We start from the raw sequence: 23,690 nt of genomic DNA on the forward strand, positions 1-23,690 counted from the left end.
TATGATTCGTCCGGAAAAATCGATGGTAAGAAGCAAGGAAGCGATGATTATTCGTTTTCTCGCTTCTTTCTTTTTTGTTTTGCTAACAATATAAAGTTTTGTAAAATAAGACAAAGCAATTTAACCTTTTTTTCAACATATGGTATGATTAGTTGAATTTATTAGTAATTATGACGTTTTGGAGGTTACATAATGGGAATACGCAGTCAGTTTGCGATTGCAGTTGGTAAAACCGCACAATGGGGACTAAAAACATTCTTCAAGGGAGGATCAAGCTTACCCGGTAAACTTGCTTTATCGATCGATCCTCACATTTTAGATACATTAGCAAAAGACTATCAAGTCGTTGTCGTAACCGGAACAAACGGCAAAACGTTGACAACCGCTTTGACGGTCAATATTTTACGACAACAATTTGATGAAGTCTTGACGAATCCTACTGGCGCAAATATGGTCCAAGGAATCGTTTCAACTTTTTTACAAGCAAAAGCTGGAAAAGGGAAAAAGAAATTTGCAGTATTAGAGATCGATGAAGCCAGTCTAAGTAGAGTGACTGAATACATCAAACCTGAGCTATTCTTGTTCACAAACATTTTCCGTGACCAAATGGATCGTTACGGTGAAATCTATACTACTTATAAAATGATCGTTGATGGTGCGGCAAAATCACCAGAGGCAACGATCATCAGTAATGGCGATTCACCGATTTTCAATTCAGTCGAGACAGTCAATCCTAGAAAATATTATGGATTTGATCACGAAGAAGACCGCGAACAGATGGCGCATTACAATACAGATGGCGTGTTGTGTCCAAAATGTCATCATATCTTGCATTACAAAATGATCACTTATGCAAACTTAGGTAAATACTACTGTCCAAATTGTGATTTCAAACGTCCAGAACTGGATTATCGTTTGACAGAAATGAAACGCATGGACAATAAATCAGCTGATTTCGTCATCGACGGCAACGAATATGGCATCGAAGTTGGTGGGATGTACAATGTCTATAATGCTTTAGCGGCTACAGCGGTTGCTGAATATTATGGGGTCGTTCCAGAAAAAATCAGACAAGGCTTAGGCTACGATGAAAAAGTATTTGGTCGTCAAGAAGTGATCCAGATCGGCGGCAAATCTTGCACATTAGTCCTTGTCAAAAATCCTGTAGGGATCAACCAAGTCATCGATATGATGGGACATGCGCCTTATCCATTCTCATTAGTCGCCCTACTAAATGCGAACTACGCAGATGGGATCGATGTAAGCTGGATCTGGGATGGTGAATTCGAACGTTTTGCAGAGATGGAGATTCCTGCTGTGATTGCTGGTGGTGATCGCCACACCGATATGGCACTACGTTTGAAAGTAGCTGGTATCGCAGAAGACAGATTGACACAATCAAAAGAATTGACGGAAGTCATTGAAAAAATCAAACAACTACCGACAGACCATGTCTACATCTTAGCGACATATACAGCCGTTTTACAATTACGAAAAGAATTAGCGAGTCAAGGCTTTATCAAAGGAGGCATGAATCGTGGCTAACTATGAATTACGTATTGCCCATCTCTATGGGAATCTGATGAATACTTACGGCGACAACGGGAATCTACTGATGCTCCAATATATCGCCAAAAAAATGGGCGTCACTTCTCACACCGAGATCGTCAGCATCCATGAACCCTTTGAGGCAGACAAATATGATTTAGTGTTCTTTGGGGGTGGTCAAGACTTTGAGCAAATGATCATCTCAAAAGACATTCAAGAAAAGAAAGAATCATTGATCAACTATATTGAAAATGATGGTGTGATCCTTGCCATTTGTGGCGGTTATCAACTTCTTGGCCATTATTATATGGGCGCAAACGGCGAAAAAATCCAAGGAATCAGTGCGTTGGATCATTATACGTTGAGCCAAGAGAATAATCGCTTTATCGGTGACATCGTGATCCACAACGAAGAATTCAACGAAACTTATTATGGATTTGAAAATCATAATGGTCGAACATTTCTTGGTGAAGGCGAACGCCCACTTGGAAAAATCGTCAAAGGTCAAGGCAATAATGGCGAAGATCAATCAGAAGGTGTCATTTACCGCAACGTTTTCGGCTCCTATTTCCATGGTCCGATCTTAGCCCGCAATGAGCATTTAGCAGAACGTCTGGTTCGCTTAGCGTTAGAGAATCGTTATGGAAAAGAACTTGATCTACCAACCGTTGCCGCAGCCCCGATCAAATGATTAGGTACTGAATGATCAACTGGAAAAAATAAAACAGCTAAAAACCTCCCAAAATATCTGAGATATTGTGGGAGGTTTCTTCACTGTCTACTTTTATCGCCTATCGATCTTCTCGATCATCAAGCAACTTGTTTCGCATAACGCATCACATTTTGTTTGATGTTACTGATGGTCGTTGGATCATGGATACCTGTGACTTCTTGGATCAACTGCTCCATGTTCTCTTGGACTTTCATCTCTTGTAGCTGACGACTTTGCTCATCTTCTGGATCATAGTAGTTAAAAATGATGCCCATCGTAGCTGTCAAATGCGGACAAGTCAAATTGTATTCTTGCAACTCACGAACGGGACGAGTAAAGCGTTCTTGATACCCTAATTTACGTAAAGGTGTTCGTGCAACACGAGTGATCGCATCTGAGATATATTTATTTTGGAAGCGTTGGATGATCTTCTCAATATATGCTTCGTGTTGTTTGTTATCAAAGCCCCATTTTGCCTCAAGTAGACTTCCTGTTTCTTGAAGTACTGATTTTAGTTGAGCAACAACTAGTGAATCTTGCATTGCCTCGTCGATCGTGGCATATCCTAATAAGGCACCGGTATAAGCCACTGTCGCATGTCCTGTATTTACACTGAATAGTTTACGTTCAATGTAAGGTTCCAAGTCTTTGACGTATAGTACGCCATCTAACGAAATCTCTTTATTTTTTCTTTGAGTGTCATCAATGACCCATTCTTTGAACGGTTCCACTTGCACGAATAAAGGATCTTCATGGTGTTGCATCGGTACGATACGATCCACTGCTGCATTTGGGAAACCAATCCATTTATCCGCAAATCCACTATCAGTTAGGTACTTATATACTTCCGTTTTTAGGTGCTGTGAGCCGCCAATCATGTTTTCACAAGCGATGATGTCTAGGGGTTGCTCATTGCCCACTTGTTCTCTTTGTTCGATACCTTTTGCGATCAACTCTGCAATGAATGATAAAATATTTGGACCAATTGCTGTAGTGACAAGATCTGCTTGCGCAATTTCTTTGATTACTTGTTCAGGCTCTTTTTGGTTGTTCAATCCTCGAACCTGTTCAACGATGATCTGCTCTTTAGATTCATCGGCTAATTCGATCTTATAACGTCCTTGTTTGTTCAAAGCATCAATGAGTGGTTGATTGACATCAACAAATGTGATCTCAAAGCCATTTTCTGCTAAAATCTCACCTATAAATCCTCTGCCGATATTACCGGCCCCAAAGTGTACTGCTCTCATTCTTCTTCTCTCCTTAGGCAATTGCTAGATTTTGTGTGACTTCTTCTTTACTCAACGCATCTGCCAGTTGGACGACATTATCCATATCGCTACAGTATAGAGCGATTTGTTGGACCAACTGTAAATGCTCTTCTCCTACTCCGGCGATCCCAAACAGAACGGTCGCGATTTTTTCTTCTTGCTCTGTCCCGAAATTGACGCCATCTGGTACTTGGATCACACAAATCCCTGATTTTTTGACAAAGGTTTTAGCTTCATCTGTTCCATGAGGGATCGCAATGAAATTCCCCATATAAACAGACAACATTGCATCACGTTCCACCATCGCGTCAATATAAGGTTCCTCGACACAACCTGCTTCGACTAATTTTCTACCACAGTATCTGATTGCCTCTTCTTTTGTTGCAAAAGACTTATTCAACTCGATCATATCAAATGCTAATTCAGACATTTTACTTCCTCCTCTAAGCTACTTTTTTCAAATAATGAGCAATCGTTTCATATTTTTGCGGGCTGACCATTGTTGCGACAGAAAAATGAAGCGAATGCGGAGCCACTGAACGTGCTTCCTCAGATAACGATTCTTTTGATACGATCAACGTGTTCGGATGTTCCGTCAAATCATCGATATTGATTTTTTTCAAAGGAATCTCTAATTGGTTTTTCTTCAAGATATCTTTTAGTAATGATAGTCCCATTGTGGCAGAACCGGAGCGATCATCATGAACAAGTAAAATCTCTTTGACGTTTTTAAGTTCAGCTAAATCTAGATCTTCCGGTGAAGGCGCGGCTTGTTCCGTGACTTGTTGTTCTTCTTTACTCCCTAAAGCTTGAATGATTTCATCATATTTTGGTGAATTCAAAAAGTTTTCAACTGCAACGAAATGAGCATTTGGCGCTTTTTGTTTTGCCCGTTCCTGTAACTCGACTTGTGTGACGATCAATACGTCTGCTTCATCAGACAGTTGACTGATTGCTTGATTGGTCACTGTTTGAGGTAAGTGATGCTCTTGTACTTTTTTTCTTAATAAGGAAGCGCCCATTGCACTTGATCCCATACCAGCATCACAGGCGAAAATGATTTTTTTGACTGCTGAAAGCGCGGGTTGTCCTTGAGTTGCTGTTCCAGTTCCTTTGGCTTGCTGTTTTGCTTGGCGAGTCGCTTCAACTGATTTTTCAAAGTCTTCACTGGTTTCTTTTGCATCAGCTTTTAGAATGACCGCAGAGATCCCGAAAGAAACAGCTGTTGCAGCGACGATCCCTAGAATAACTGGTAGGTATGCACTTAGCGGTGCCATTGCTAAAATTGCAATGATCGAACCCGGTGAAGCCGGTGCGCGTAATCCAGCATCCATCAATTGGAAAACGAAACTGCCTGTCATCCCACCGAAAATCACTGATAAGAATAATAACGGTTTCATCATCACGTATGGGAAGTAAATCTCATGGATCCCACCTAAGAAGTGGATGATGATTGCGCCAGGTGCAGAAGATTTTGCTGCCCCTTTACCGAACATTGTGAAAGCTAACAATACACCTAGCCCAGGTCCAGGGTTTGATTCCAATAAGAAAAGGATCGATTGTCCTGCGGAAGCTACTTGTTCTGTGCCTAAAGGTGTCAAAATACCGTGATTGATCGCATTATTCAAAAATAGAATTTTAGCTGGCTCGATAAAAATACTTGTCAATGGAATCAAATTTGCATTTAAAATTGCTTCAACGCCTGTTGCCATCGCTTGCGTCAATGTATCGACCACTGGACCAATGGCAGAAAAGCCAAGCAATGCTAGCGCAAAACCGATCAATCCTGCAGAGAAGTTATTGACCAACATTTCAAACCCTGATTTGATATGCTTTTGAAAAATTTGATCGAATTTCTTGATGGCATAGCCACCTAATGGACCCATGATCATCGCACCAAGCATCATCGGGATATCTGTTCCGACAATCACACCCATCGTTGCGATGGCTCCTACGACTGAACCACGATCACCACCGATGACTTTCCCTCCGGTATAGCCGATCAATAGCGGGATCAGATAGGTCAACATCGGGCCTACCATCGAAGCAAATGCTTCATTTGGTAAATAGCCATCTGGAATAAATAATGCCGTAAGGACACCCCAGGCAATCAATGCTCCAATGTTTGGCATCACCATACTGGATAAGGTACTTCCTAACTTTTGTACTTTTGCTTTGAATGAAATTTTATTTTTTGGCATCGTCTTTTCCACTTCAACCGCTCCTTTTTCTCTTTCTTTAACCAAATTGTATCCGCTTACGAACGAGATAAATAGTCGGACTTTGGCACGATCATTTGTGCCAAAATATGGAGGATTGAAAAGGACTGTGGTGATGCAAGATATTTGACATTTCTTAAAGACATAGAAACAATAGCTCTTTTTCTATCTTTGGGTATATTGTAAAAACCTCATCCAACAGGCTGTAGCATTGTTGTGCTGTCGGGCATTCTTCTCATTCTACTGATTCCCCCAAACGAGCCAATCGCTCTTCCCAAAGTTTTACACTGTCAGAACGATCAGAAGAATCCTCATAGAAGCGAATAAAATCTAAGATAATGGCTGCTTGCTCGATATAAGCCGCCATCACCGCTTTCAATTCTTCCGTCTGGATATTTTGAGACAGCTCTTTCGCCTTGTCTATTTCTTTTTCTTTCAACCAATCAAGACTTTCTTGCAAATAAAACTGATCGATTGTCAAAGTAATCTCTGGCTGGTTTATATGGCGATTCAACACAACTGCTTCTTCGATTTGTTCAAGTTCCAAATAGGCAATTGCCAACTTGACTTGGCGTTGTTCTGTTAATTGTTCCACGTGGGTCACAATCACTGTTTCCCAATCTTTCTGATAAAAAGCTAGATCGAACGTCGCATTTCCTGTTGGTCTTTGCTCGTTCAGCTTCTCAACCCAAGAAAATTCCTGTTGTTCCACTAAATGATCGAGCAATTGTTGATACTGATCCGGATATTTTTCAGCAGCTTCGTCATATGCTCCTGCTTCGACTAGTGACTGCCATGAAATGTTCTGAGAGTCCTCAGTTACTTTTGGTTCGTTATTTGCACTTTGTCCGACAAACATGCTGGCACCTCGTATAACAACAAAAACGATTACTCCACTGAGAAGTAATCGCTGGATGATCTTTTTCCAATCAATTCGTGATAACTGATACTTTTTCCACCTATTGCTTGGATCAGTGAAAAGCATCTTCTTTTCTGTTTTATTTGTTTCTTTGACTTTCTCCCAGTCTGAATCTAATACTTCTTCAATCTCCTCAGTTAATGGAAATTGTAGAATCTTCTCCAGCAAAAGTACTCCCTTACGATCATAAATACGTAGGCGACAATGTCCTTGTATGTTTGCCATCAAGACCCGGCGGTTTTCAGTTTCTAAATATTCCAAAGCCTGAAACAAATCTAACTGGGTTTCTTCTACTTGTAAGTGATGAATCTGGTCGATGATTGCAGTTTCTTTCGCCATACGCTGCCCTCCCTTATTCATTTTGTTTCTTCCATCGTACATCGTGTCCATCATCCAACTGTCACGTCATCTTGAAACAAAACCAACTGCTCAAGATCATCTAATAAAAAGCGATGATCGTCAGTCTCATAAAGATACGTTAGTTTTACGCCCACACGATGGCGGATCTCTTTTTTTACAACATCCCCTTCTTCATTCAATAAAGAGGTCGTAAAATCAACCAGACACAGAACTTCGATCACTTCATCATTTGTTTTTTTGAAATAATGCTCGCTCGTCAGCCATCGACTAAATCCAAAACGTTGCGGGATATGCGCTTTTTTAAGCTGTTCTGCTTTTGCCTTTTCCTGCATGTTATTCGATAGAAAATCAACGTATGTGGTGTAATTCTCACCGACTGTTTCAAACGTATAATATGCTTGCAAAAATTCTTTCACTTGTGCTTCTGAAAGTTGGCCGGCTTTCTGTTCAGATTCTTGCCTTTTTTCTTGTGAACGAGAACCGACAGACCAGCCAATGCTAAAAGTAATCCCCCCTATCAGTAAAATAACAAGAACAAGAGAACGAAAACTGGATGTTAGGTTCATTTGATTTCTCCCATCAATCGATAGAAATAAACAGGAGCCAATTGGAAGTCACCCGCATATCCTTCAAATGGTGTGATGACGATATCTCCTTCTTGACCATAGCCGCGAGAAGTAGCAGGAGTACAATGAAGGATCGTTTTGCCTCCTTCATCCAAAAATATGCCTGTATGACCATAACTGCCTAAAGAGTGTCCTTTCTTTCCCCAAACAAACAAATCACCCGCTCTTACATCTTCACGACTGATTGGCATTAGGAGCGTTCCTTCTAAAGAATATAATGTCTCAGTGCTCCCAAGTTGAACAGGCAGACCTACGCCTCTCATCGCCCAGAAAACAAAAGAGGAGCAATCATGATAAGGAAAGGTTCCGCGTTCAAATCCTTGCGAGTATTGAACATTTTTACGATACAATGTTCTTGCTTGCGCCAACACCTGTTGACGAAGCGTGTGATCTGCTTGCCAGAGTAAGCTCATATCTTTACTGCCGCCTAGTTGGACAAATAATTCTTTGATCGTTGGTACCCAATATTGGTTTAAGCCAAGTGGATCATTGCTTGCACCTACAGGACAGTAGACACTTCCAAGTTGCTCTACTGTCAGCAGTCTTTGAACGACGATCAATTGATTCAGCGTTCGGGCAGTGGCCGCGATCCCTTCCTCAAGTGTGTGATAGGAAAGCAACTCATTTTCTCGCATCAAGCCCCCTGGATTGTTCTTTTCACGAATCCCTTCACTCGTCCCCCAAGCAGTTTCGTGGATCATGATCGCAGCTAAAACGATTGGTGAAATCTCATTGTCTTTAGCTGCTTGGATGATCGTCTCTGCCTGATCGCTAAATGCATGACAATGAAGCAAAATCACTTCTCGAAATTTCTGTTCATTGAAGGTAGTCCCTATGCCACTTGAATCGAACAGCCCCTGATCGTTATCGATTACGTTGGGGAAATAAAACGCAGGATTGACTGTGTCACCTTTTTTATGATAAGACAAGTGCAATTCATCTTGTTTCACGCGACCGATCTCTTCACCTTTCGAAACAGTTTGTCCCTCACTTGCTGTAATGACGACATCGTGATAAGTAATTTTCTGGTGATTTGTTGTGATTGTTACATTCTCTTGATCTCTTGTAATATCTCCTCCAATGGCAGCGACTAAGATCTCGTTTGGTTCTGTCTGGATAACTATTCCCTCAAATAGTCGCTTTTCCCGATCCGTTGCGTAATACCCAAAACGTTGTGTTATACGCACTGAATCTTCCTCTTTCAATGGATTACTCAATTCAGTCAAACTGGCATAAAGACCAATTTCCGCTAACAACTGCCGTCTTTCTTGCCACTCTGGCGTCCAAGTGATCACTTGAGACAATGGTCGTGACATTACTTTCACTTGTTCCTCCTTGCTATCTATTTGCCACAACTGTTGATGTAGCTCTTTGATCGTTTCTTTGAGTCCATCTGGTGTGTCCAATCGGTAATCCCCATAAGCCAAATCTAAATATACTAACACCTCATCTATATCAGTTCTTATCACAACTTCATTTGAAGTTACCACTCGATCATTCACTAAAATCGGTTTCTCTGTTGTTTTTAATTCCAATGTCAATTCAGCGTCTAATTCGGTTAAGTATTTCCAGACATGTGTCAATTCAAACTCATTAGTTTTGACGGTGGCAGACGAAACAAACCCGATCATGCTGAAGAAAAGAAAAAATATTAGGCTACTTGCACCAATAAATATATACGGAGTGACTTTATTGATGCGTAGGCTTTTATTTTCCACCAAAGAAAAGTCAGCTTTTTTTTGATGGGAACCACTCATCCCTCTTATAGGATCGCCAATTTTTCTACGCAGAAAATGACTGATATTCCTTCGTTGATTTCTTTCTCTCTTGTCCGCTTCTGTCGTTATCTTAGATTGAGTCATGGCGATACTTCCTGTCGCAATTTATGGCGTTCAACAGGGTCGGTGGTGATCAATTCATAAAGTTTTGTTGTTGCGTCCACAGTATTTGAGAAAGGAACGATCGCATTCCCCGCACGTATCAGTCCGGCTCCTTTAATTGGATTGATCAATTGTTTTTGTTGCTGATAAGAAAGACTGAATAAAGTAGACAGCTCATCTAGGTCACTTTTTGCTTGTTTGAGCATGATGATAAATTCCGTATTACTTAACATCCGGCGGGCTTTATCTGACAATAATAATGTTTCAACATTTTGAGTAATCCCGGTAGCGATCGCTCCCCATTTTCGGATTCGACTCCAGAGTTCAAAAAAATAATTTTCACAGTAAGGATCATTTAGCAGTAGCTGCATTTCATCGATATAGATCCAAGTAGTGATGCCTCGGTCACGATTACGAACAACTCGATTCCATACTTGTTCCAAAACAACCATCATCCCAAATGTTTTCAATTGGCTTCCTAGTTGTTTCGTATTGTAGATCACAAAACGTTTATTCAAAGAAACGTTAGTTGTTTGAGAGAAAATCGACAGTGAACCTTCGATGTACAACTCTAGATCTAACGCTAGTGTTTGCGCTTCTGCTTCTGGTTGTTCTTTTAAAAGTGGAAACCAATCTTCCGCGAGTGTCGGCGCTGTCTTTTCTAAGGTTGGTTGGAAATTGAAATACGTCAAGCGAGTGACTCGATCGATGATTGAACGTTGTGCTGAATTTAACCCAGTGGGGCCACCAATCAATGCTTCACAAGCAGTCAACAAAAAATCAGCTTTCAATTTGATCGGATCAGCCTCTCCCTTTAAGTCTTCTGAACTATCTAATAAGTTGATGAATGTATCTGTATTTGGGGCGATATTGATGATTTGAGCATCAAAATCATTACCGATGACCGTATCTTCGTCTTCCGGATCAATCGAAATGACCTCATCTTCTGGATTTTTAAGTAACGTCGTGATTACTTCATATTTTTTGGCTACACCTTTCCCTGAACCAGAACTACCTAAAATCATGCCACTCGGCGTGTTTAGCAATTTACGATTGATTCTGACACTATTCTTGGTTGTTTGATTTTGCCCATAGTATTTCCCATCGCTATGGTCGAGATCTTGTGCGGAAAAAGGGATAAAGATTGCTGTACTTTCTGTCGTCAGCGTTCGTTGCTGCTCGATCCAATTCTTGCCTAAAGGTAAAACTGAATTGAACCCTTCATCTTGTAGATAGTCCAACGCATTGAAAGTGCAACGATTTTTACGTCCGATATGTTGTACTTGTTCCGCAATATCAGCAAGTTGTTCTTTTGACTGAGCGCGAAAATAAACTAAGAAGGTGACAAAATATAATTTCTGTCCTGTTTTGACTAAGTCATCTAATAAAGCTTCAGCTTCCTTGATACTATTGGTCAATTCATAGGGAATGCTCGAATAAGGATCATACCCTTTTTGTGTTGCTCTTCTTTCCGCAGCCGTTTTATCTCCTTCCATGTACGCTTTTTTTATTTGGATCAGTTGATTCGCTTTTTCGGAATCCACTGGATCAATGTGGATCGATAAACATAGCTCTTCACCAATATCCATCAATTCTAAAATCAGCTTATCAGACAGCTTAGTGGGATACTCTTTCAAATAAAGTACTTGGGCGTAATTTGAACCGAGTTCGAAATAGTCTTTTGCTTTAAAGTTAAAACTTGATGGCGTCACAACTGCTTTTGTGGATAAACGGCTATAAACCAAATCTATATAATTGAATTGGAATAATTCATTGGGCTTGATCAATTCATGGAGAAGCTGCAACCGTTCTTTTCCAGAAAGAAGTTGACTACTCGACTCGATTTCTGACAGGCTATTGCTGAGTTGTTGTTCGATGCGCTCAAGCGAACGTTTGGCTTGAGCATAATCAGTGGCTTGTGTGGTGAATGTTACTATATTCTGTTTACTAAAGTTCCTGCCGCCTTCTGTCATTGTTTGCCGAAGCATTTCATTCAATTCCTGTCGATAGATATCCTGTCTTTCCCCTGTTTCTTCATAAAACAATTGCTTTTCCAGGTCCTTTTGTTCGATGCGCTTCTTTCGCAAGGTGATCGTTAGGTGCGTTCGCTCATCACAGCTATCTAGCAAGGTACAATACCTTTGAAAAATAGCTTGTTGTTCTTCTTTCGGTGCAATTTGATAATTGACATCAGAAAACTGGATACTTTTGGAGTAGTAGCCAGAAGGAAGTTCACAAATCCCACTTTCATACATTTTTTCATAACGGATCTTCCCCTGTGCATGTTTGGGAGGTGCTGATTTCCGCTCTTTTTTTCCTCTTTTTTTCTTTTGCTTGTGTAATAATTTGGCTAATGAAGATTTCTTAGTTCCCTTGTTCACTTCGATGTTTCTCTGTTTTATTGTTTTTCCTCGTTGAAATCCCCTCATGTTCTTCCTCCAAACGAGCATTTTGATAAGGATAGTGCTTTGTTGCGATAAAATGACGCCAACGAATAAAGAGATATTTTTCCAAAGGTAACTGATTTTTTTTGATCCAACCAACAGATAGAATCGGACTGGTAAAAAACATCAATATAAAGCCCAGATCATCGATAGAATATCCCCAAACAAAATGATTGAGCAGACCGATCGGCAAAATCACTACTAGTGTTAAAGCGATCACGATGATCTGCCTTAGTGAGAAACCAAAAAAGATTTTTTCTTGGTATTCTTTGATTTCTTTTCTAATTACTACTTCTACTGCCATATTTCCACGCCTTTCTTCACTCATGCTGCAACGATGATCGCTTTAGACCATTTCAATGTATAGAACAAACACATAGATAGTGCCAGGCAATTGCCAACGATTGCGCTGATCACGGCAATCATTCCTTGCTTCTCATCAAATGAAAAAACAGTACTCACTAGAAGCGGATAGATATTCAACACGATAAATAGCAAGACTCCTTGTAAAGATGCCGCGCCAAAAAGCTTTAAAAAATTCTTTCCGACATGTCCGATTTCTGTGTTTACTAAAGCAACGATCGGTAAAGGTGAAATACTCAAATAAAGATACATTTCCAAAAAGCGTAAAAAGATCAGCACTTGCGCAAGGACGCTGACAATGATCGATAGGACTAATGGAACGAGTAAGATCATCAACAACGTCATTTTCTCGAAAAAACCTAACTGAGCAATTTGCTCCATCACACCGACAATATCCATTGTTTGATCCGTAACACCTGGGATTTCCAATTGATTGATGCCTTGGCTAACAAAGATACCCACATCCATAATGGCATTGAGAAAAACCATCAAATGCCGTAAAAGCAATACGGTCAAGCCGATTTTGATAAACAATGGTAAGAATAGATCCAGACCACCAAATTCTGACTGTTTCCCGTATAAGCGATGCGTGAGTTGCTGGAATTCGATCAATAGTAGGAAACCTAACAGTGAATACGCGATAGGTTTGACGACACTTTCCATGATCGTCACGCTGTAACGATAGATTTCCGGCAAATAATGTTCTAGGTTTTGCAACAGACTGTTTTTATGATTCGTCGATAAACTTAATTGTTCTGCCATTGTTTGTAGTAGAAATTCTATCGCACCGTCCATTCACTTCTGTCCTTTCACATCGAAATATTCGTGATCCACGCACCGGCAGCTAAAACCACTGCTCCACCAACGATTTGAAAAATGGCATGTTGCATACCTGGACCATTGTGTTCCTTGATTGCAACGCCTAATTGGATGATGCCCCAGACAGTCAGTAAACTGCCTGCGGTAATGATTCCATTGGAAAATAGTGACATTGCTTGATTGAAATATTCCATTCGTTTCTCCTTATTCGCTTGGTATCTCTGATATTTCTGAATTCTTCTCTAACACGATGACATGAAAAGACACTCGCGTTTCTGTAAACGAATCTTTGATCGACAAATAAACAGGATAGCTTCCAGGTATGTCCCAAGCGATTTCTTCTATGACTTCAACATCTGCTATGCTCAAGTTCTCTTCACGATCGGTCACGGAGATACCTGCTAGTAAATCCAGTTTCTCTTCACCTACAACGATTCTCTTATCCTCAATTCCAGAAAATACAGGAGGCTCATTGACTACGTGGACGCTCCCAAAAGTTCGAGTGATTTTTCCATGTGTATCTTGGACCTGAAGAGGAAAACGATAGATACCTGATCGTGAAGTGTCGACTTTCTGCCAAAGTGGCACATCGATCATCACTTGTAGTTGATCTACCGAATCTTCACGATCTCCCAGAATCAGTGTTGCCAAATAGCTTTCTTTATTCCATTCACTAAAAACAGGGAGCGTCATATGCGTATTTGTGACTGTGGGCGCTTCGTTCGTCAAATGAATATGGACGGTGCGTTCAATTGCTCGCTTGCCATAACGATCCACCACATTCCCGATTCTTACAGAGTAGTTTCCCGGCACCTGGGGATCAAAATCAGATGCCAAGATATTTTCCGAAGTAAGATTGATCGCGCCATCTTCTTGATCACTTGCTGAGAAATAATCCAATAAAGAGAATGACTGATTGACAGGAAAGACGAGCTGATTGGGGCCAACGATCATTGGTGCTTCATTCGTGATCGTCACATTGGTTGTCAAACTGGTACTTGCACCAAATTGATCTGTTACAGAATAAATGACTTCATAACTTCCTTCTTTTTCTGTTTGGAGTGTCGTTTCTACTTGGATTTCTGCGGTCAATTCACCATCTTCTTCATCGTAAGCAAAAACCCCTGCCAATAAATCAATACTCGAACCGATCGCTACGTGTTGACTTTTCTTTTCCTGTTGAATGATTGGCGAGTGATTAAAAAGAAAAGTTACAGTCGCAACACTCACGTTTCCTTTTGAATCAATTGCTGAAATCTGCATGGTTTGATAACCCGTTTGGTTCGGATCGATGGGGGTATAATGGATCTGCGGATTGGGATCGCTCCCTTGAACGAAAGTAAAATAAGCAAATGGATCAATCGCTGTTCCTCTAGGTAAAATGTGCAAGGGGGCATTGACATGAACGATAGGCCCTTGCCACTGATCTAATGCCTCTGGAGTAACAGGTATATTAGGAGTCATTGTTTGCTCGAATTCTCTTGGCTGATGCGTTTGGTTACTTCTTACAACTGTGCTTTCGACGATCTGAGGTACTGTTGTTGCTTCAAGATACGCGATTCTTAGCCGCTTTGTTTCATCTCTGATCGCGGCTTCAGAGGGTTGATTCATTGGCCTTCTCAATTGAGCAGCAAACTCAAACAAATGAGCAGTGTGATCCTCTTTTTTTAGATCGCTTGATTCTGATTTCTTCACTCTGATTTCTTGATTCTTTCTGCTTACTGTGGAGTCAGCCGTTTGCGGGACTTCTGTTTCTCTTGGTTTGCAGCCGCTGATCAGCAATACAATTGAACAACTCAATAGGAATAATCCGAACCTCATATGTGTGTTTTTCCTAGCCATTCATTTCACTCCTTTTTTTGTTTATAGAATACAACGCCACCTATTCCTAGAAATAGGGTACCTATCCCTACAAGAAACGAAGAGCTCCTGCTGTTTGTTTTCGGTAGTTCTCGAGTGTTTTCCTGCTTTTTAGTCTCTTCTTTTTTCTCTTCTTTTGGTGTTTTGAAGTGAACCGTTTGTTCCTTATTGGTTAAGTCATCTTCTCTGGCAACTTCGTTTTCTTGCTCAGGCTCATAGTATAAAATATGCGTGGCAATCAATTGGTCCTTGTCTTTTAGCGTATTGGCTTTCAGTTCAAAAAACACTTCAAACTGATCTTCTTTACTCTTTGATGTATACGTTGAGATTGCTTCGGCGATGAGTTCTTCTGTGTCCACTTTGCGATACTGCGTCACTACGGTATATACATGACCGATTTCGATGGCTGGTCCTTCGACCCAAACCACATCTTTCAAGCGATTGTCTTTTGTCGGATCAAGTTCCTTGGTTCCATCAATGGAGGTGAACAAACTCGTTAAGGCTAATTTTTCTCGTTCGTTATAAGCTTCTAATACGATCAACTCCCCATCTTTCTCAACAGTCACTGAAAAATCAACCGGTTCTTCTAATGGTAAGTACCCTTCTAAGGGCTTTCCTTCGATCAATTGATACTCTCCATAAGGCAAATCTATTACGTCGATTCGGCCTTCTTCATCCGTTAAATATTCCTCAATGAATTGAAGTGTTTGCTCGCCATTTTCTGCTTTTCCTAACTGATATAAACCAAATGGTACATGCGCCAAAGGAGATTCATTCAACCGATCCCGCTTGATCAACGCAATCGATTGCCTTGCTAAACGATTCGGAACTTCTATACGAATCAACGCGTGATGGTGCTCTGCCGTTACACTGAAAATCAATGGTTCTTCTATTGGCAGATAACCTGCTGGTGCTTTGATCTCATGAAGCTCATAGCGATCGACGCCCCAGGGTAGACTCTCGGTTGTGACTAGTTCTCCTTTTTGATTGGTTTCAAAAATCTCAGTTTTTTCTGTATCATTCGGACGGGTCATGAATACAAATGCTCCTTGACCCTCATTTGCCCAAGTATCAAAAATCTTGAACTGTGCACCTGCATATGGGATTTGTTCACCTGTTTCTTGATCAATCTTGATGAGATGTACGCGTGATTCGATGATTTCATCTTCTAACAAAAAGAAATGGGTATAACCTTCCTCACTGATCGTCACTTCAAAAGGTTCGATGATCAAATAGCCATCTGTTCCTTTTGTTTCGGCAATCGTATACGTATCATAGGGTAAATCTGTAAATTTGAAGTAGCCATTTTTTTCAGTGATTTGGACATATTCTTTTCCTGTCGCATGTGCGGAGGCTGTCAGCTCAATGCCTTCAAGTGGTGGTTTCTGGTTCGTTTGACTAGTTGTCAATGCTTGTAATGCCTCGAAGATAGAAGTAGGAATAAGTGGTTTTGATCCAAATTTATACCCTTCAATATGACCTTTGATGACACGGTCTGTGACTGTTTTTCGATGGATAGCTACTGTTTCATTTTGTCCTGCATAAGTCAAATGGATCGGGTAGATCGTCGGATCTAAGTTATAGCCTTTTGGTGGAATGATTTCTTGTAAATGATAGGTTCCTAGTTTCAATCCTTTGAGCTCAGCTGATGCCTGCCCATCCATCTCTTCCATCGTCAATTCAGCCACGGTTCGACCATCTTCATCCGTTAATTTATAAACTGCTCCAATCAACTGAGCACCTCCTTGAGGCAGATCACCGGTTTCTTCGTCTTCTTTAATAACAATCAAATTGGCGGTCTGTTCCTGATTGTCTAACGTGACACTGGTCAATTCATTCACTTTTACAGTGACTGTCTGGGGGGCTGGATTTAAAACATAGCCGTCTGGCGCTTTGATTTCTTGGATCGTAACGATCGTATCGACCAACAAATCATGCCAAATAGCAATTCCCTCGACATCTGTCGTCAATTCTTTTTGCTGTCCTTCTGAAGTCGTGAAACGAAAAACAGCTCCAGCTAATGGTTGTTTCGTTTGTTGATCGACTTTTCGGATAGCTGCATGGCCATATTTTTGTACGCGAAGCTGAAAGGAAGTTCTTGTGAGCTGTGGCACTCTGCCTACCACCATATTTTGTGTATAAGGGTGTTGGTACACGACGATCGCGCCTTGATAACTACTAGGGATATGATAATCAAATGCGATCTCGCTTGCTTCTGATGCCTCTTTAGTCGCAGTAACGGTTACTTGATTCCCTTGCTTTTCAATGGTGACTCCATTGACTGATTGCACGGGAGATGAAGCATAATTTGAAAATGCTCCAGACGTATCGGTGAATGTTTGGCTTTCGCCGACTTTTATATTCATAATATGTCCATGAAAACTAGGTTGGGTATAGAACCGTTCCACTTGTTCCATCACTGTTCGTTTGAATGTTTGATAATCACTCATGGTCAAAACGCCGGAGATATTGATAGGTGTGATCCCTTGTTGCTCCCAAGCAAGTAGTTGAGTCATCAACTCTTTTTCCATCGTGTAAGTTGTCGCAATGACGCCATAGTACTTGATCAAAGAGATTTTCTTTAATAATTCTGTATTCTGGATACTTGAAGTGTAGCCATTATTTTCACCGATATTGAGAGCCACACCCTGCTCCAAACATAGAGCAATCTCACCATTCACTCGTTTTCCATACCACCCGTATTCTCTGCCACCGTTTGATAGCTGGATATCAATATTAGGGATATGGATCGCTGGATCAACAACGACACTTTCATTGGCAAATGGGTCAAGCAATCTTGGCGAGCGTTTATGAATCGCCTCTTCGATATAATTCGTAGAGCTTATGGTGATCAATTTTCCGTTCGGTCCTTGGATCAGTTGGTGGTCTTTCTTGAAGTTTTCCCAAGTGTCTTCTTGTGCGGTTGGTTGTAAGCTCGTGCGTGTCATATAGTTGGGGAAAGATGCAGTGATTGGTTGATAGGCGGGGACACCAGTCAACGTTTCTGCTGAGACTGGTATGCCTTTTACTTGAGTCATCATAGAAAATAAAATGATGAGTGGTAAAATCAAGAATAGCAAGTTAGAGTATCTCCTCATTTTTTAACTCCTTTCATTTGATAAAGTGGTCGCTTGATCTTGTAAAGTGAGAAAGTTGATTCAATCACCCAGCTGTTGCTTATTGAAATCAAGTAAGAAATCTCACCTCGTTTCGGAGCACCTCCTTCACTATATAATTACGATTTTGGCGAGATTCTCCCAAAAAAATCGAAAAAAAATGACCAATCAAATGATTGGTCGTCGCGTATTTTACGTCAAAATTCCTCAGCTTGTTTTAAAATCTGTTGGATTTCCTCTACTGTTTGTGCATCACTCAATGCCATTACTTGATCGACATCGGAACAAAAGAATGCAAGTTCTTGTAAACTTGTTAATTGTTGGTTTTCTCTCATGATCACAGCAAACAAAATCGTTGCGATCTTTTTTTCACCATTTATCCCGAAATCAACGCCATCAGGCACTTGGAACAAAAAAATACCTTCTTTAACAATCTGTTCATCTTGTACTTTTCCATGAGGGAGTGCCACAAAATTGCCGATATAGACACTTGTTGCTTCTTGACGGGCAATCATCGCATCGATATATTCCTTTTGGATGACTCCTTTTTCCAGTAACTGCTCGCCAATCGTCTGGAGCGCGTCTTCCCAACTACTAAACTGTTGGTTCAGCCAAATGTGTTCCGTTGGAATTTCAAGCATCTCTATCCCCCCTTTATTTTTTAATTTCGTCGATCAAAATTTTAGATAATAACTGATAAATGATTGCTTCATTACCTGAACGAAAAATCTCTGTATTCAAATCGTTCATGATCAATGCACCGCTGATTTTTCCAAGTAATTTCCCTGTGGCTTCGTCAATCGGGGACGGTGCTAACATCACAAGCATTCTTGATAAATCGACTTTTGTTTTATCCATTCCTTCAATTTCTAATACCTGTTTCAATTGAAAGATACAAAATAATGGTGCCGTGATCTCAGAACTAGACGTATGGAACAGTCCCATGTTGGTATGAGGTAATCCAATTGGCGCTTGTTGATATCTTTTTATTAAACGATGAAAAACTTTGTCCTTATCTTGCACCAATCCTGTAGGTAAATAGTCAAAAATACTGTTTAAAGTCGCTTCGACTGTTGCTGGATTGTCTAGCTCTTGAATGAAGAAATGCTGGAGTAATCGATTGATTTTACTCATCATCGATACCGTCTCTTCATACGTATCTTCGATAACCGTAGGCTGATCGCCTAACCGGACGTTTGCCGTTCGGTGTTCGGTCAAACGTGCAAATTCTGCTTTTAATTGCTTGATTTCTTCTTCAAGAAGCAATGGTGAAACCAACAGATATTTCCCGTCATAGCCACTTAAAATCGAAGTAGAAATGACCAGGTCATATTCTTCTTCTAAATTGATTTTCTTTAAATCAGCGATTCGATAAAAATGGATGTGTTGAATAAATGGGAAATATCTTTTTAGTTTTAATTCAAGCATGCTTGTCGAAGCTAAGCCACTAGGGGAAAAACCTGCGATTTTGATCGTACTGTCCTTTGGCGTTTTTTCCAATGAGTTGGCAAAGTGAAGAACCATATAAGCAATTTCTTCTTCAGATAGTTTCTTTTCTTGGAAGATCCGTTCGATTCCTTGACGGATTGCTTGTGCAATGTCTTGATACTGGACCATGATTTTTTCTAAGATTGGGTTAGTCAACTGCTCTTCTTGAAGGACTGCTCGAGAAAATACGCCTGATAAATGCGTCAACAACATTTTGTATAGTGTTTCATCTTGATAAAATGGATTATTCGTTGCTTCACTCACGACTTGGATCAATTGCTTCACAAGATAAGCGAGTTGCGTATCAAAGGTTTCTTCAAAGAAATTCTGATCAAACGAATTGGAGAAATCATTTAACATACTAGCAAAAAAGACGATTTCATTTACTGGATAGAGTTGTTGGGTCTCCTTTGCAATTTTGGAAAATAAAGCTTTTGCAATACGTAATAACTCTTTATTTACTAGCCCTGTGTAGGTTTCATTCGTTAATACTTGATTTTGTTTGACACGATCGATCGTGATACTGAGGATCAAAACTAAATGTTCCAATTTACGGTCACTTAGCTCTTTCTTTTGCTGAACCAATTCTTCACGTACTACTTGACGCGCAAGGAGTAAACTCTCTGTCGTGATGAATTGAAAAAAGAAATTGGTTGTCTGCTCAAATTGCAGCAAATGAAACACTTCATACGCATTGATTTCCAACTCTAAGATATTTGCAATCAATAATCTTCGATATTTTTCCGGTCCAGTGATTTCATAGCCACGGTTGCGCGTGATCGTTAATGGAAGTTGTTGCATACTTGTTTCCAGTTGCTTGATATCAGCATAAAAAGTCGTGTTACTAATCAAATACTTTTCTAAAAAATAACCTAAAGATAAAGGTTCCTTGGTGAGTAATATTTCCAATAAAATCGCATGTTGTCTTTCAGTTGTCGATAATTCCAACTCTGTTTCATTTACTAGTTGACGCAGTTGTGCCATTGTTTCTGGTGTTGCTTCAATCGCAAATGAGCCACGCGCTATTTTTTTCAATGAAGCATCTGCTTCGTGTAAAGATTGCTCTAGCTGCTCCAATTCACGATACACGGTACGTTTGCTGACACGTAAAACATTGACCATTTTTTGGATGGAAACGGGCGTCGGACTATTGATGAGTTCTGTCAATAGTTGTTTTTCTCTTGGTGACAAATACATCCTTATCCACTTCCTTTACTAATGATAGATACGATTTAGTACTGACAAAATGATCAATGATCAACAAATGATCCACGAATTGTTCAAGCTGATACGCTTTTGCCAAGCTTTCACTCGCAAGATAGATGGCTTCTTCCTCAGGTACCAAATCTTCAACAGCTGTTTTTTTCACGGTTAGATCGATTTGATATTCTTTTGCTAGATCCATTAAAATCGTCATCCCCATCGTTTGTGAGCCTCGCCGCTTTTCTTGATACAGAAAAACAACTGTGATTCCCTCTTGTTTTTTGATTTCTCGTTTCTCTTTGATCTGTTCTTCAGCGATCGTTTGATGGAGTTGTTGTTTGATCAATGGTAGATACGATTCAACTTCTAAAAAATGCTCAACAGCAATGAGCTGGCTCTCTTTCGCTTTTTCTTTTGCTGTGGGGAGAAGTGCTTTTTGGACGATCACCAATTGTTTTTCATGATTCCTTAAATCGTAAATCGATCGATAATCAATAGGCATGTTTATCCCTTGTGCCATCAGCTTTTTCTTCAAAATAGCTGCGCCCATTGCGCTAGAACCCATCCCAGCATCACAAGCAAAGATGATTTGATTGATTGGCTCTTGATTCATCGGTTGGCTCCTTTCCGGAATGACTGACTCCCCAGGTTTTCTTTTTTTCATGAATAGTAGGGCACATATAAATGTAGCAAGCGCACTAAGAACAATCCCCAAAATGACACCTGCGAATTGTGAAGGTGACGTATTTGCTAAAATAATCACCAATGATCCTGGGGAAACGGGTGCATTCAAACCACTGTCAAATAGTTGGAACACAAACGTTCCTGTTGCCCCACCGACCATGACTGCAAAAAAAAGAGCGGGTTGCATCAAGACAAAAGGAAAATAAATCTCGTGGATTCCTCCAATGGCTTGGATCATCAATGCACCGCCTGCTTTGAGACTTTTTTCTCGATCAGCAGCAAATAAAAATGCACTTAAAATCCCTATTCCAGGACCAGGATTGGCTTCCATCAAAAATAGAATCGAATGTCCTTCCTGTTGCGCCATTTCCATCCCTAAAGGTGTCAAGATCCCATGATTGATGACATTATTCAAAAAGAAGATTTTTAACGGTTCTAGTACTAAACTGACGACAGGCAATAAATGTTGCGCAATAAGCCAATGAACAAAGCGACCAACATAGGATAAGCTTCCTTCCACAAGTGGTTGGATCACTAGTATGCCTAAAAGACAAACAACACCGCCAATTAGTCCAATCATCAAGTTATTCACTAACATCTCATAGCCAGGTTTGACTTTGGGGACCAACCAGCGATCCACCCGATAAAAAATGGCTCCCGTAATCAGACCGATGATCATCGCGCCAAATATTTGTGGCAGATCAGAAACGACGACCATCCCAATAACCGCAACACCGCCTGCTACCGCCGCTTTTTGATCAAAAAGCTTTGCCCCAGAATAACTGATCAAAATGGGCAGTAACAGATAGATCAACCAGTCAGTAACATGAACCAGTGTCTGTTTTAAATCCCCTGATGTGATCGTTGTCAGAATCGATAACAAACCCCAAGCAATAAAAATACTAAGATTTGGCATGATCATTTGTTTAAAATAATGTAATAACTGGCGAAATCCTTTCAATTTCGAGCCATAATGAGCAGGAAGCGCATTCAAATTCTCCCCCACGTTGACCAACTGCCCTTTCTTGTTCAGCAGACTGCGCTTTTGCTTTTTTCAGATAGCTCTATTCTAACAGTTTCTGTTATCTTTTTTCCACAAAAAAAATTGGGCAAGTAACATCTGTTACTGCCCAATCTTTGAAATAGGATCTATGGTGAGGTGGTGATAAGCAGTGATTAGCGAAGATGTATATTTTTGATCACCGTTTATCGAGGTATTTGTCTAAATTGTAATAAAGCTTTTATTCGATTCTAGAAAATAATCACTACTTGATGACACTGATTTTTTCTTAAATAAGAACAGTCATTGTGGCTGCTACTAAAATAAGGACCAAACCAATGATCGTGACGGTCATTTCTTTTTTCGTTTTCTTTTGTCCTAAGAACCAGATACCGGTCAATGTTGCTAGAACGACCGAAGTTTGAGACAAGATAAAGCCAGTAGCTAAACCATTCATATTAGGTTGTGCTGAGATCAAATAAGTCAAAGCGGCAAAAGCGAAAAAGAAGCCAGAAAAAATTTGTTTGTAAGAAACAATTTCAGTGAAAGCTGATTTTTCGTGTCCTTTCATACTTAATACGGCCGTATAGATGACTGCTACCAAAACCATACCGATTGCTTGTGGCAAGAAAGCGTGCATTCCATCGATCGATGTTGCTTGAGGTGCGGCTGAATATGCCCAATAACCAATTTCGCCGACTGCTAATAATAAAACAGCTTTCTTCAATAAACTGCTGTTTTCCTTGGTTTTTTTCTCGGTCCAAACAGTCATCCATGCGCCTAAAATTATCAACACCAATGCTAAGCCACCAAGCACTTTAGCTGTTGTTCCGGGCCAATTTCCTAATGCAAACACGCCCCATAAGGAAGCTCCTAGTAGTTGAAAAGCTGTCGTGATCGGCATCGCGCGAGACGAACCAATCAATGTGAAGGATTGGAAGGTAATGATTTGAGCAGTTGCCCAACCAACACCTGAAAGAATAGAAAACACTAGATCCATTCCAGATGGCAATGCCATCCCATTGATCATGGCAAAAATAAGTGCAAATATCAAAGTTCCTATCGTTGATCCTAGAATTTGGTTTACAGGACGGCCGCCGATTTTCGAAGCAATCGTTGGATAAAGCCCCCACCCTAATAATGGCCCTAAACCGATCAATAATGCTGTTGCATTCATT

The 23,690-nt window shown here is 40.4% G+C and carries 18 protein-coding genes; 2 read left to right on the forward strand and 16 right to left on the reverse strand.

Features of this window, described 5'->3' with window-relative positions; translation table 11 throughout:
- The first annotated feature begins 192 nt into the window (after positions 1-192).
- Together IGL24_RS12280 and IGL24_RS12285 are read left to right on the forward strand one after the other, a co-directional pair.
- Positions 193-1,545 (forward strand): Mur ligase family protein, encoded by a 1,353-nt coding sequence (locus tag IGL24_RS12280; protein ID WP_207115136.1) that lies wholly within the window; start codon positions 193-195, stop codon positions 1,543-1,545.
- Positions 1,538-2,239 (forward strand): type 1 glutamine amidotransferase, encoded by a 702-nt coding sequence (locus IGL24_RS12285; RefSeq protein ID WP_206855277.1) that lies wholly within the window; start codon positions 1,538-1,540, stop codon positions 2,237-2,239. The genes IGL24_RS12280 and IGL24_RS12285 overlap by 8 nt, the downstream gene beginning before the upstream one ends.
- A gap of 119 nt (positions 2,240-2,358) precedes the next feature.
- Here IGL24_RS12285 and IGL24_RS12290 read toward each other — a convergent pair whose 3' ends face one another.
- The 16 genes from IGL24_RS12290 to rbsU form a co-directional block, all read right to left on the reverse strand.
- Complete coding sequence (locus tag IGL24_RS12290; protein ID WP_207700005.1) at positions 2,359-3,510, reverse strand: mannitol-1-phosphate 5-dehydrogenase; 1,152 nt, start codon at positions 3,508-3,510, stop codon at positions 2,359-2,361.
- Positions 3,511-3,523: 13 nt separating this feature from the next.
- On the reverse strand, positions 3,524-3,961 hold the full coding sequence (locus IGL24_RS12295) for a PTS sugar transporter subunit IIA (protein ID WP_206855271.1): 438 nt from the start codon (positions 3,959-3,961) through the stop codon (positions 3,524-3,526).
- A 13-nt stretch (positions 3,962-3,974) separates the two neighbouring features.
- A complete protein-coding gene (locus tag IGL24_RS12300) occupies positions 3,975-5,744 on the reverse strand; it encodes a PTS mannitol-specific transporter subunit IIBC (RefSeq protein WP_207115137.1) in 1,770 nt (589 codons plus the stop codon).
- A 241-nt stretch (positions 5,745-5,985) separates the two neighbouring features.
- Positions 5,986-7,008, reverse strand: coding sequence for a hypothetical protein (locus IGL24_RS12305; RefSeq protein ID WP_207115138.1), 1,023 nt, complete (start codon positions 7,006-7,008; stop codon positions 5,986-5,988).
- A 50-nt stretch (positions 7,009-7,058) separates the two neighbouring features.
- Entirely contained in the window at positions 7,059-7,595 is a 537-nt protein-coding gene (locus tag IGL24_RS12310; RefSeq protein WP_207115139.1) for a hypothetical protein, read from the reverse strand.
- Positions 7,592-9,517 carry a peptidoglycan amidohydrolase family protein gene (locus tag IGL24_RS12315; RefSeq protein WP_207700004.1) on the reverse strand — a complete coding sequence of 642 codons (1,926 nt, stop codon included), beginning with the start codon at positions 9,515-9,517 and terminating at the stop codon, positions 7,592-7,594. Before IGL24_RS12315 ends, IGL24_RS12310 begins: the two co-directional genes overlap by 4 nt.
- Entirely contained in the window at positions 9,514-11,916 is a 2,403-nt protein-coding gene (locus IGL24_RS12320) for a VirB4-like conjugal transfer ATPase, CD1110 family (RefSeq protein WP_429966359.1), read from the reverse strand. The genes IGL24_RS12315 and IGL24_RS12320 overlap by 4 nt, the downstream gene beginning before the upstream one ends.
- A complete protein-coding gene (locus IGL24_RS12325; protein WP_207700002.1) occupies positions 11,900-12,283 on the reverse strand; it encodes a PrgI family protein in 384 nt (127 codons plus the stop codon). Before IGL24_RS12325 ends, IGL24_RS12320 begins: the two co-directional genes overlap by 17 nt.
- Before the next feature lie 20 nt (positions 12,284-12,303).
- Entirely contained in the window at positions 12,304-13,137 is an 834-nt protein-coding gene (locus IGL24_RS12330; RefSeq protein WP_207115143.1) for a hypothetical protein, read from the reverse strand.
- Positions 13,138-13,151: 14 nt separating this feature from the next.
- On the reverse strand, positions 13,152-13,355 hold the full coding sequence (locus IGL24_RS12335) for a hypothetical protein (protein ID WP_206855256.1): 204 nt from the start codon (positions 13,353-13,355) through the stop codon (positions 13,152-13,154).
- Positions 13,356-13,365: 10 nt separating this feature from the next.
- Positions 13,366-15,003, reverse strand: coding sequence for an immunoglobulin-like domain-containing protein (locus IGL24_RS12340; protein ID WP_429968460.1), 1,638 nt, complete (start codon positions 15,001-15,003; stop codon positions 13,366-13,368).
- Between the two features lie 5 nt (positions 15,004-15,008).
- Positions 15,009-18,119, reverse strand: a complete 3,111-nt coding sequence (locus IGL24_RS12345; protein ID WP_207700000.1) for a SpaA isopeptide-forming pilin-related protein — start codon at positions 18,117-18,119, stop codon at positions 15,009-15,011.
- A gap of 215 nt (positions 18,120-18,334) precedes the next feature.
- A complete protein-coding gene (locus IGL24_RS12350; protein WP_207115145.1) occupies positions 18,335-18,778 on the reverse strand; it encodes a PTS sugar transporter subunit IIA in 444 nt (147 codons plus the stop codon).
- A gap of 13 nt (positions 18,779-18,791) precedes the next feature.
- Positions 18,792-20,822 (reverse strand): BglG family transcription antiterminator, encoded by a 2,031-nt coding sequence (locus IGL24_RS12355; protein ID WP_207115146.1) that lies wholly within the window; start codon positions 20,820-20,822, stop codon positions 18,792-18,794.
- Positions 20,773-22,434, reverse strand: a complete 1,662-nt coding sequence (locus IGL24_RS12360) for a PTS transporter subunit EIIC (RefSeq protein WP_207115153.1) — start codon at positions 22,432-22,434, stop codon at positions 20,773-20,775. Before IGL24_RS12360 ends, IGL24_RS12355 begins: the two co-directional genes overlap by 50 nt.
- A 367-nt stretch (positions 22,435-22,801) precedes the next feature.
- Positions 22,802-23,689 (reverse strand): ribose/proton symporter RbsU, encoded by an 888-nt coding sequence (gene rbsU / locus IGL24_RS12365; protein ID WP_206855246.1) that lies wholly within the window; start codon positions 23,687-23,689, stop codon positions 22,802-22,804.
- Between the last annotated feature and the right edge of the window lies 1 nt (position 23,690).

The sequence above is a fragment of the Enterococcus sp. DIV2371 genome, from assembly GCF_050498525.1.
Lineage (GTDB): Bacteria > Bacillota > Bacilli > Lactobacillales > Enterococcaceae > Enterococcus_B > Enterococcus_B mangumiae.

Bases quoted from the DNA above. Each gene is read 5' to 3' on its own strand.
- IGL24_RS12325 (WP_207700002.1), bottom strand. From the start codon at position 12,283: ATGGCAGTAGAAGTAGTAATTAGAAAAGAAATCAAAGAATACCAAGAA.
- IGL24_RS12335 (WP_206855256.1), bottom strand. From the start codon at position 13,355: ATGGAATATTTCAATCAAGCAATGTCACTATTTTCCAATGGAATCATT.
- IGL24_RS12305 (WP_207115138.1), bottom strand. From the start codon at position 7,008: ATGGCGAAAGAAACTGCAATCATCGACCAGATTCATCACTTACAAGTA.
- IGL24_RS12355 (WP_207115146.1), bottom strand. From the start codon at position 20,822: ATGTATTTGTCACCAAGAGAAAAACAACTATTGACAGAACTCATCAAT.
- IGL24_RS12340 (WP_429968460.1), bottom strand. From the start codon at position 15,003: ATGGCTAGGAAAAACACACATATGAGGTTCGGATTATTCCTATTGAGT.
- IGL24_RS12295 (WP_206855271.1), bottom strand. From the start codon at position 3,961: ATGTCTGAATTAGCATTTGATATGATCGAGTTGAATAAGTCTTTTGCA.
- IGL24_RS12350 (WP_207115145.1), bottom strand. From the start codon at position 18,778: ATGCTTGAAATTCCAACGGAACACATTTGGCTGAACCAACAGTTTAGT.
- IGL24_RS12330 (WP_207115143.1), bottom strand. From the start codon at position 13,137: ATGGACGGTGCGATAGAATTTCTACTACAAACAATGGCAGAACAATTA.
- IGL24_RS12280 (WP_207115136.1), top strand. From the start codon at position 193: ATGGGAATACGCAGTCAGTTTGCGATTGCAGTTGGTAAAACCGCACAA.
- IGL24_RS12345 (WP_207700000.1), bottom strand. From the start codon at position 18,119: ATGAGGAGATACTCTAACTTGCTATTCTTGATTTTACCACTCATCATT.
- IGL24_RS12315 (WP_207700004.1), bottom strand. From the start codon at position 9,517: ATGACTCAATCTAAGATAACGACAGAAGCGGACAAGAGAGAAAGAAAT.
- IGL24_RS12310 (WP_207115139.1), bottom strand. From the start codon at position 7,595: ATGAACCTAACATCCAGTTTTCGTTCTCTTGTTCTTGTTATTTTACTG.
- IGL24_RS12290 (WP_207700005.1), bottom strand. From the start codon at position 3,510: ATGAGAGCAGTACACTTTGGGGCCGGTAATATCGGCAGAGGATTTATA.
- IGL24_RS12360 (WP_207115153.1), bottom strand. From the start codon at position 22,434: ATGATCATGCCAAATCTTAGTATTTTTATTGCTTGGGGTTTGTTATCG.
- rbsU (WP_206855246.1), bottom strand. From the start codon at position 23,689: ATGAATGCAACAGCATTATTGATCGGTTTAGGGCCATTATTAGGGTGG.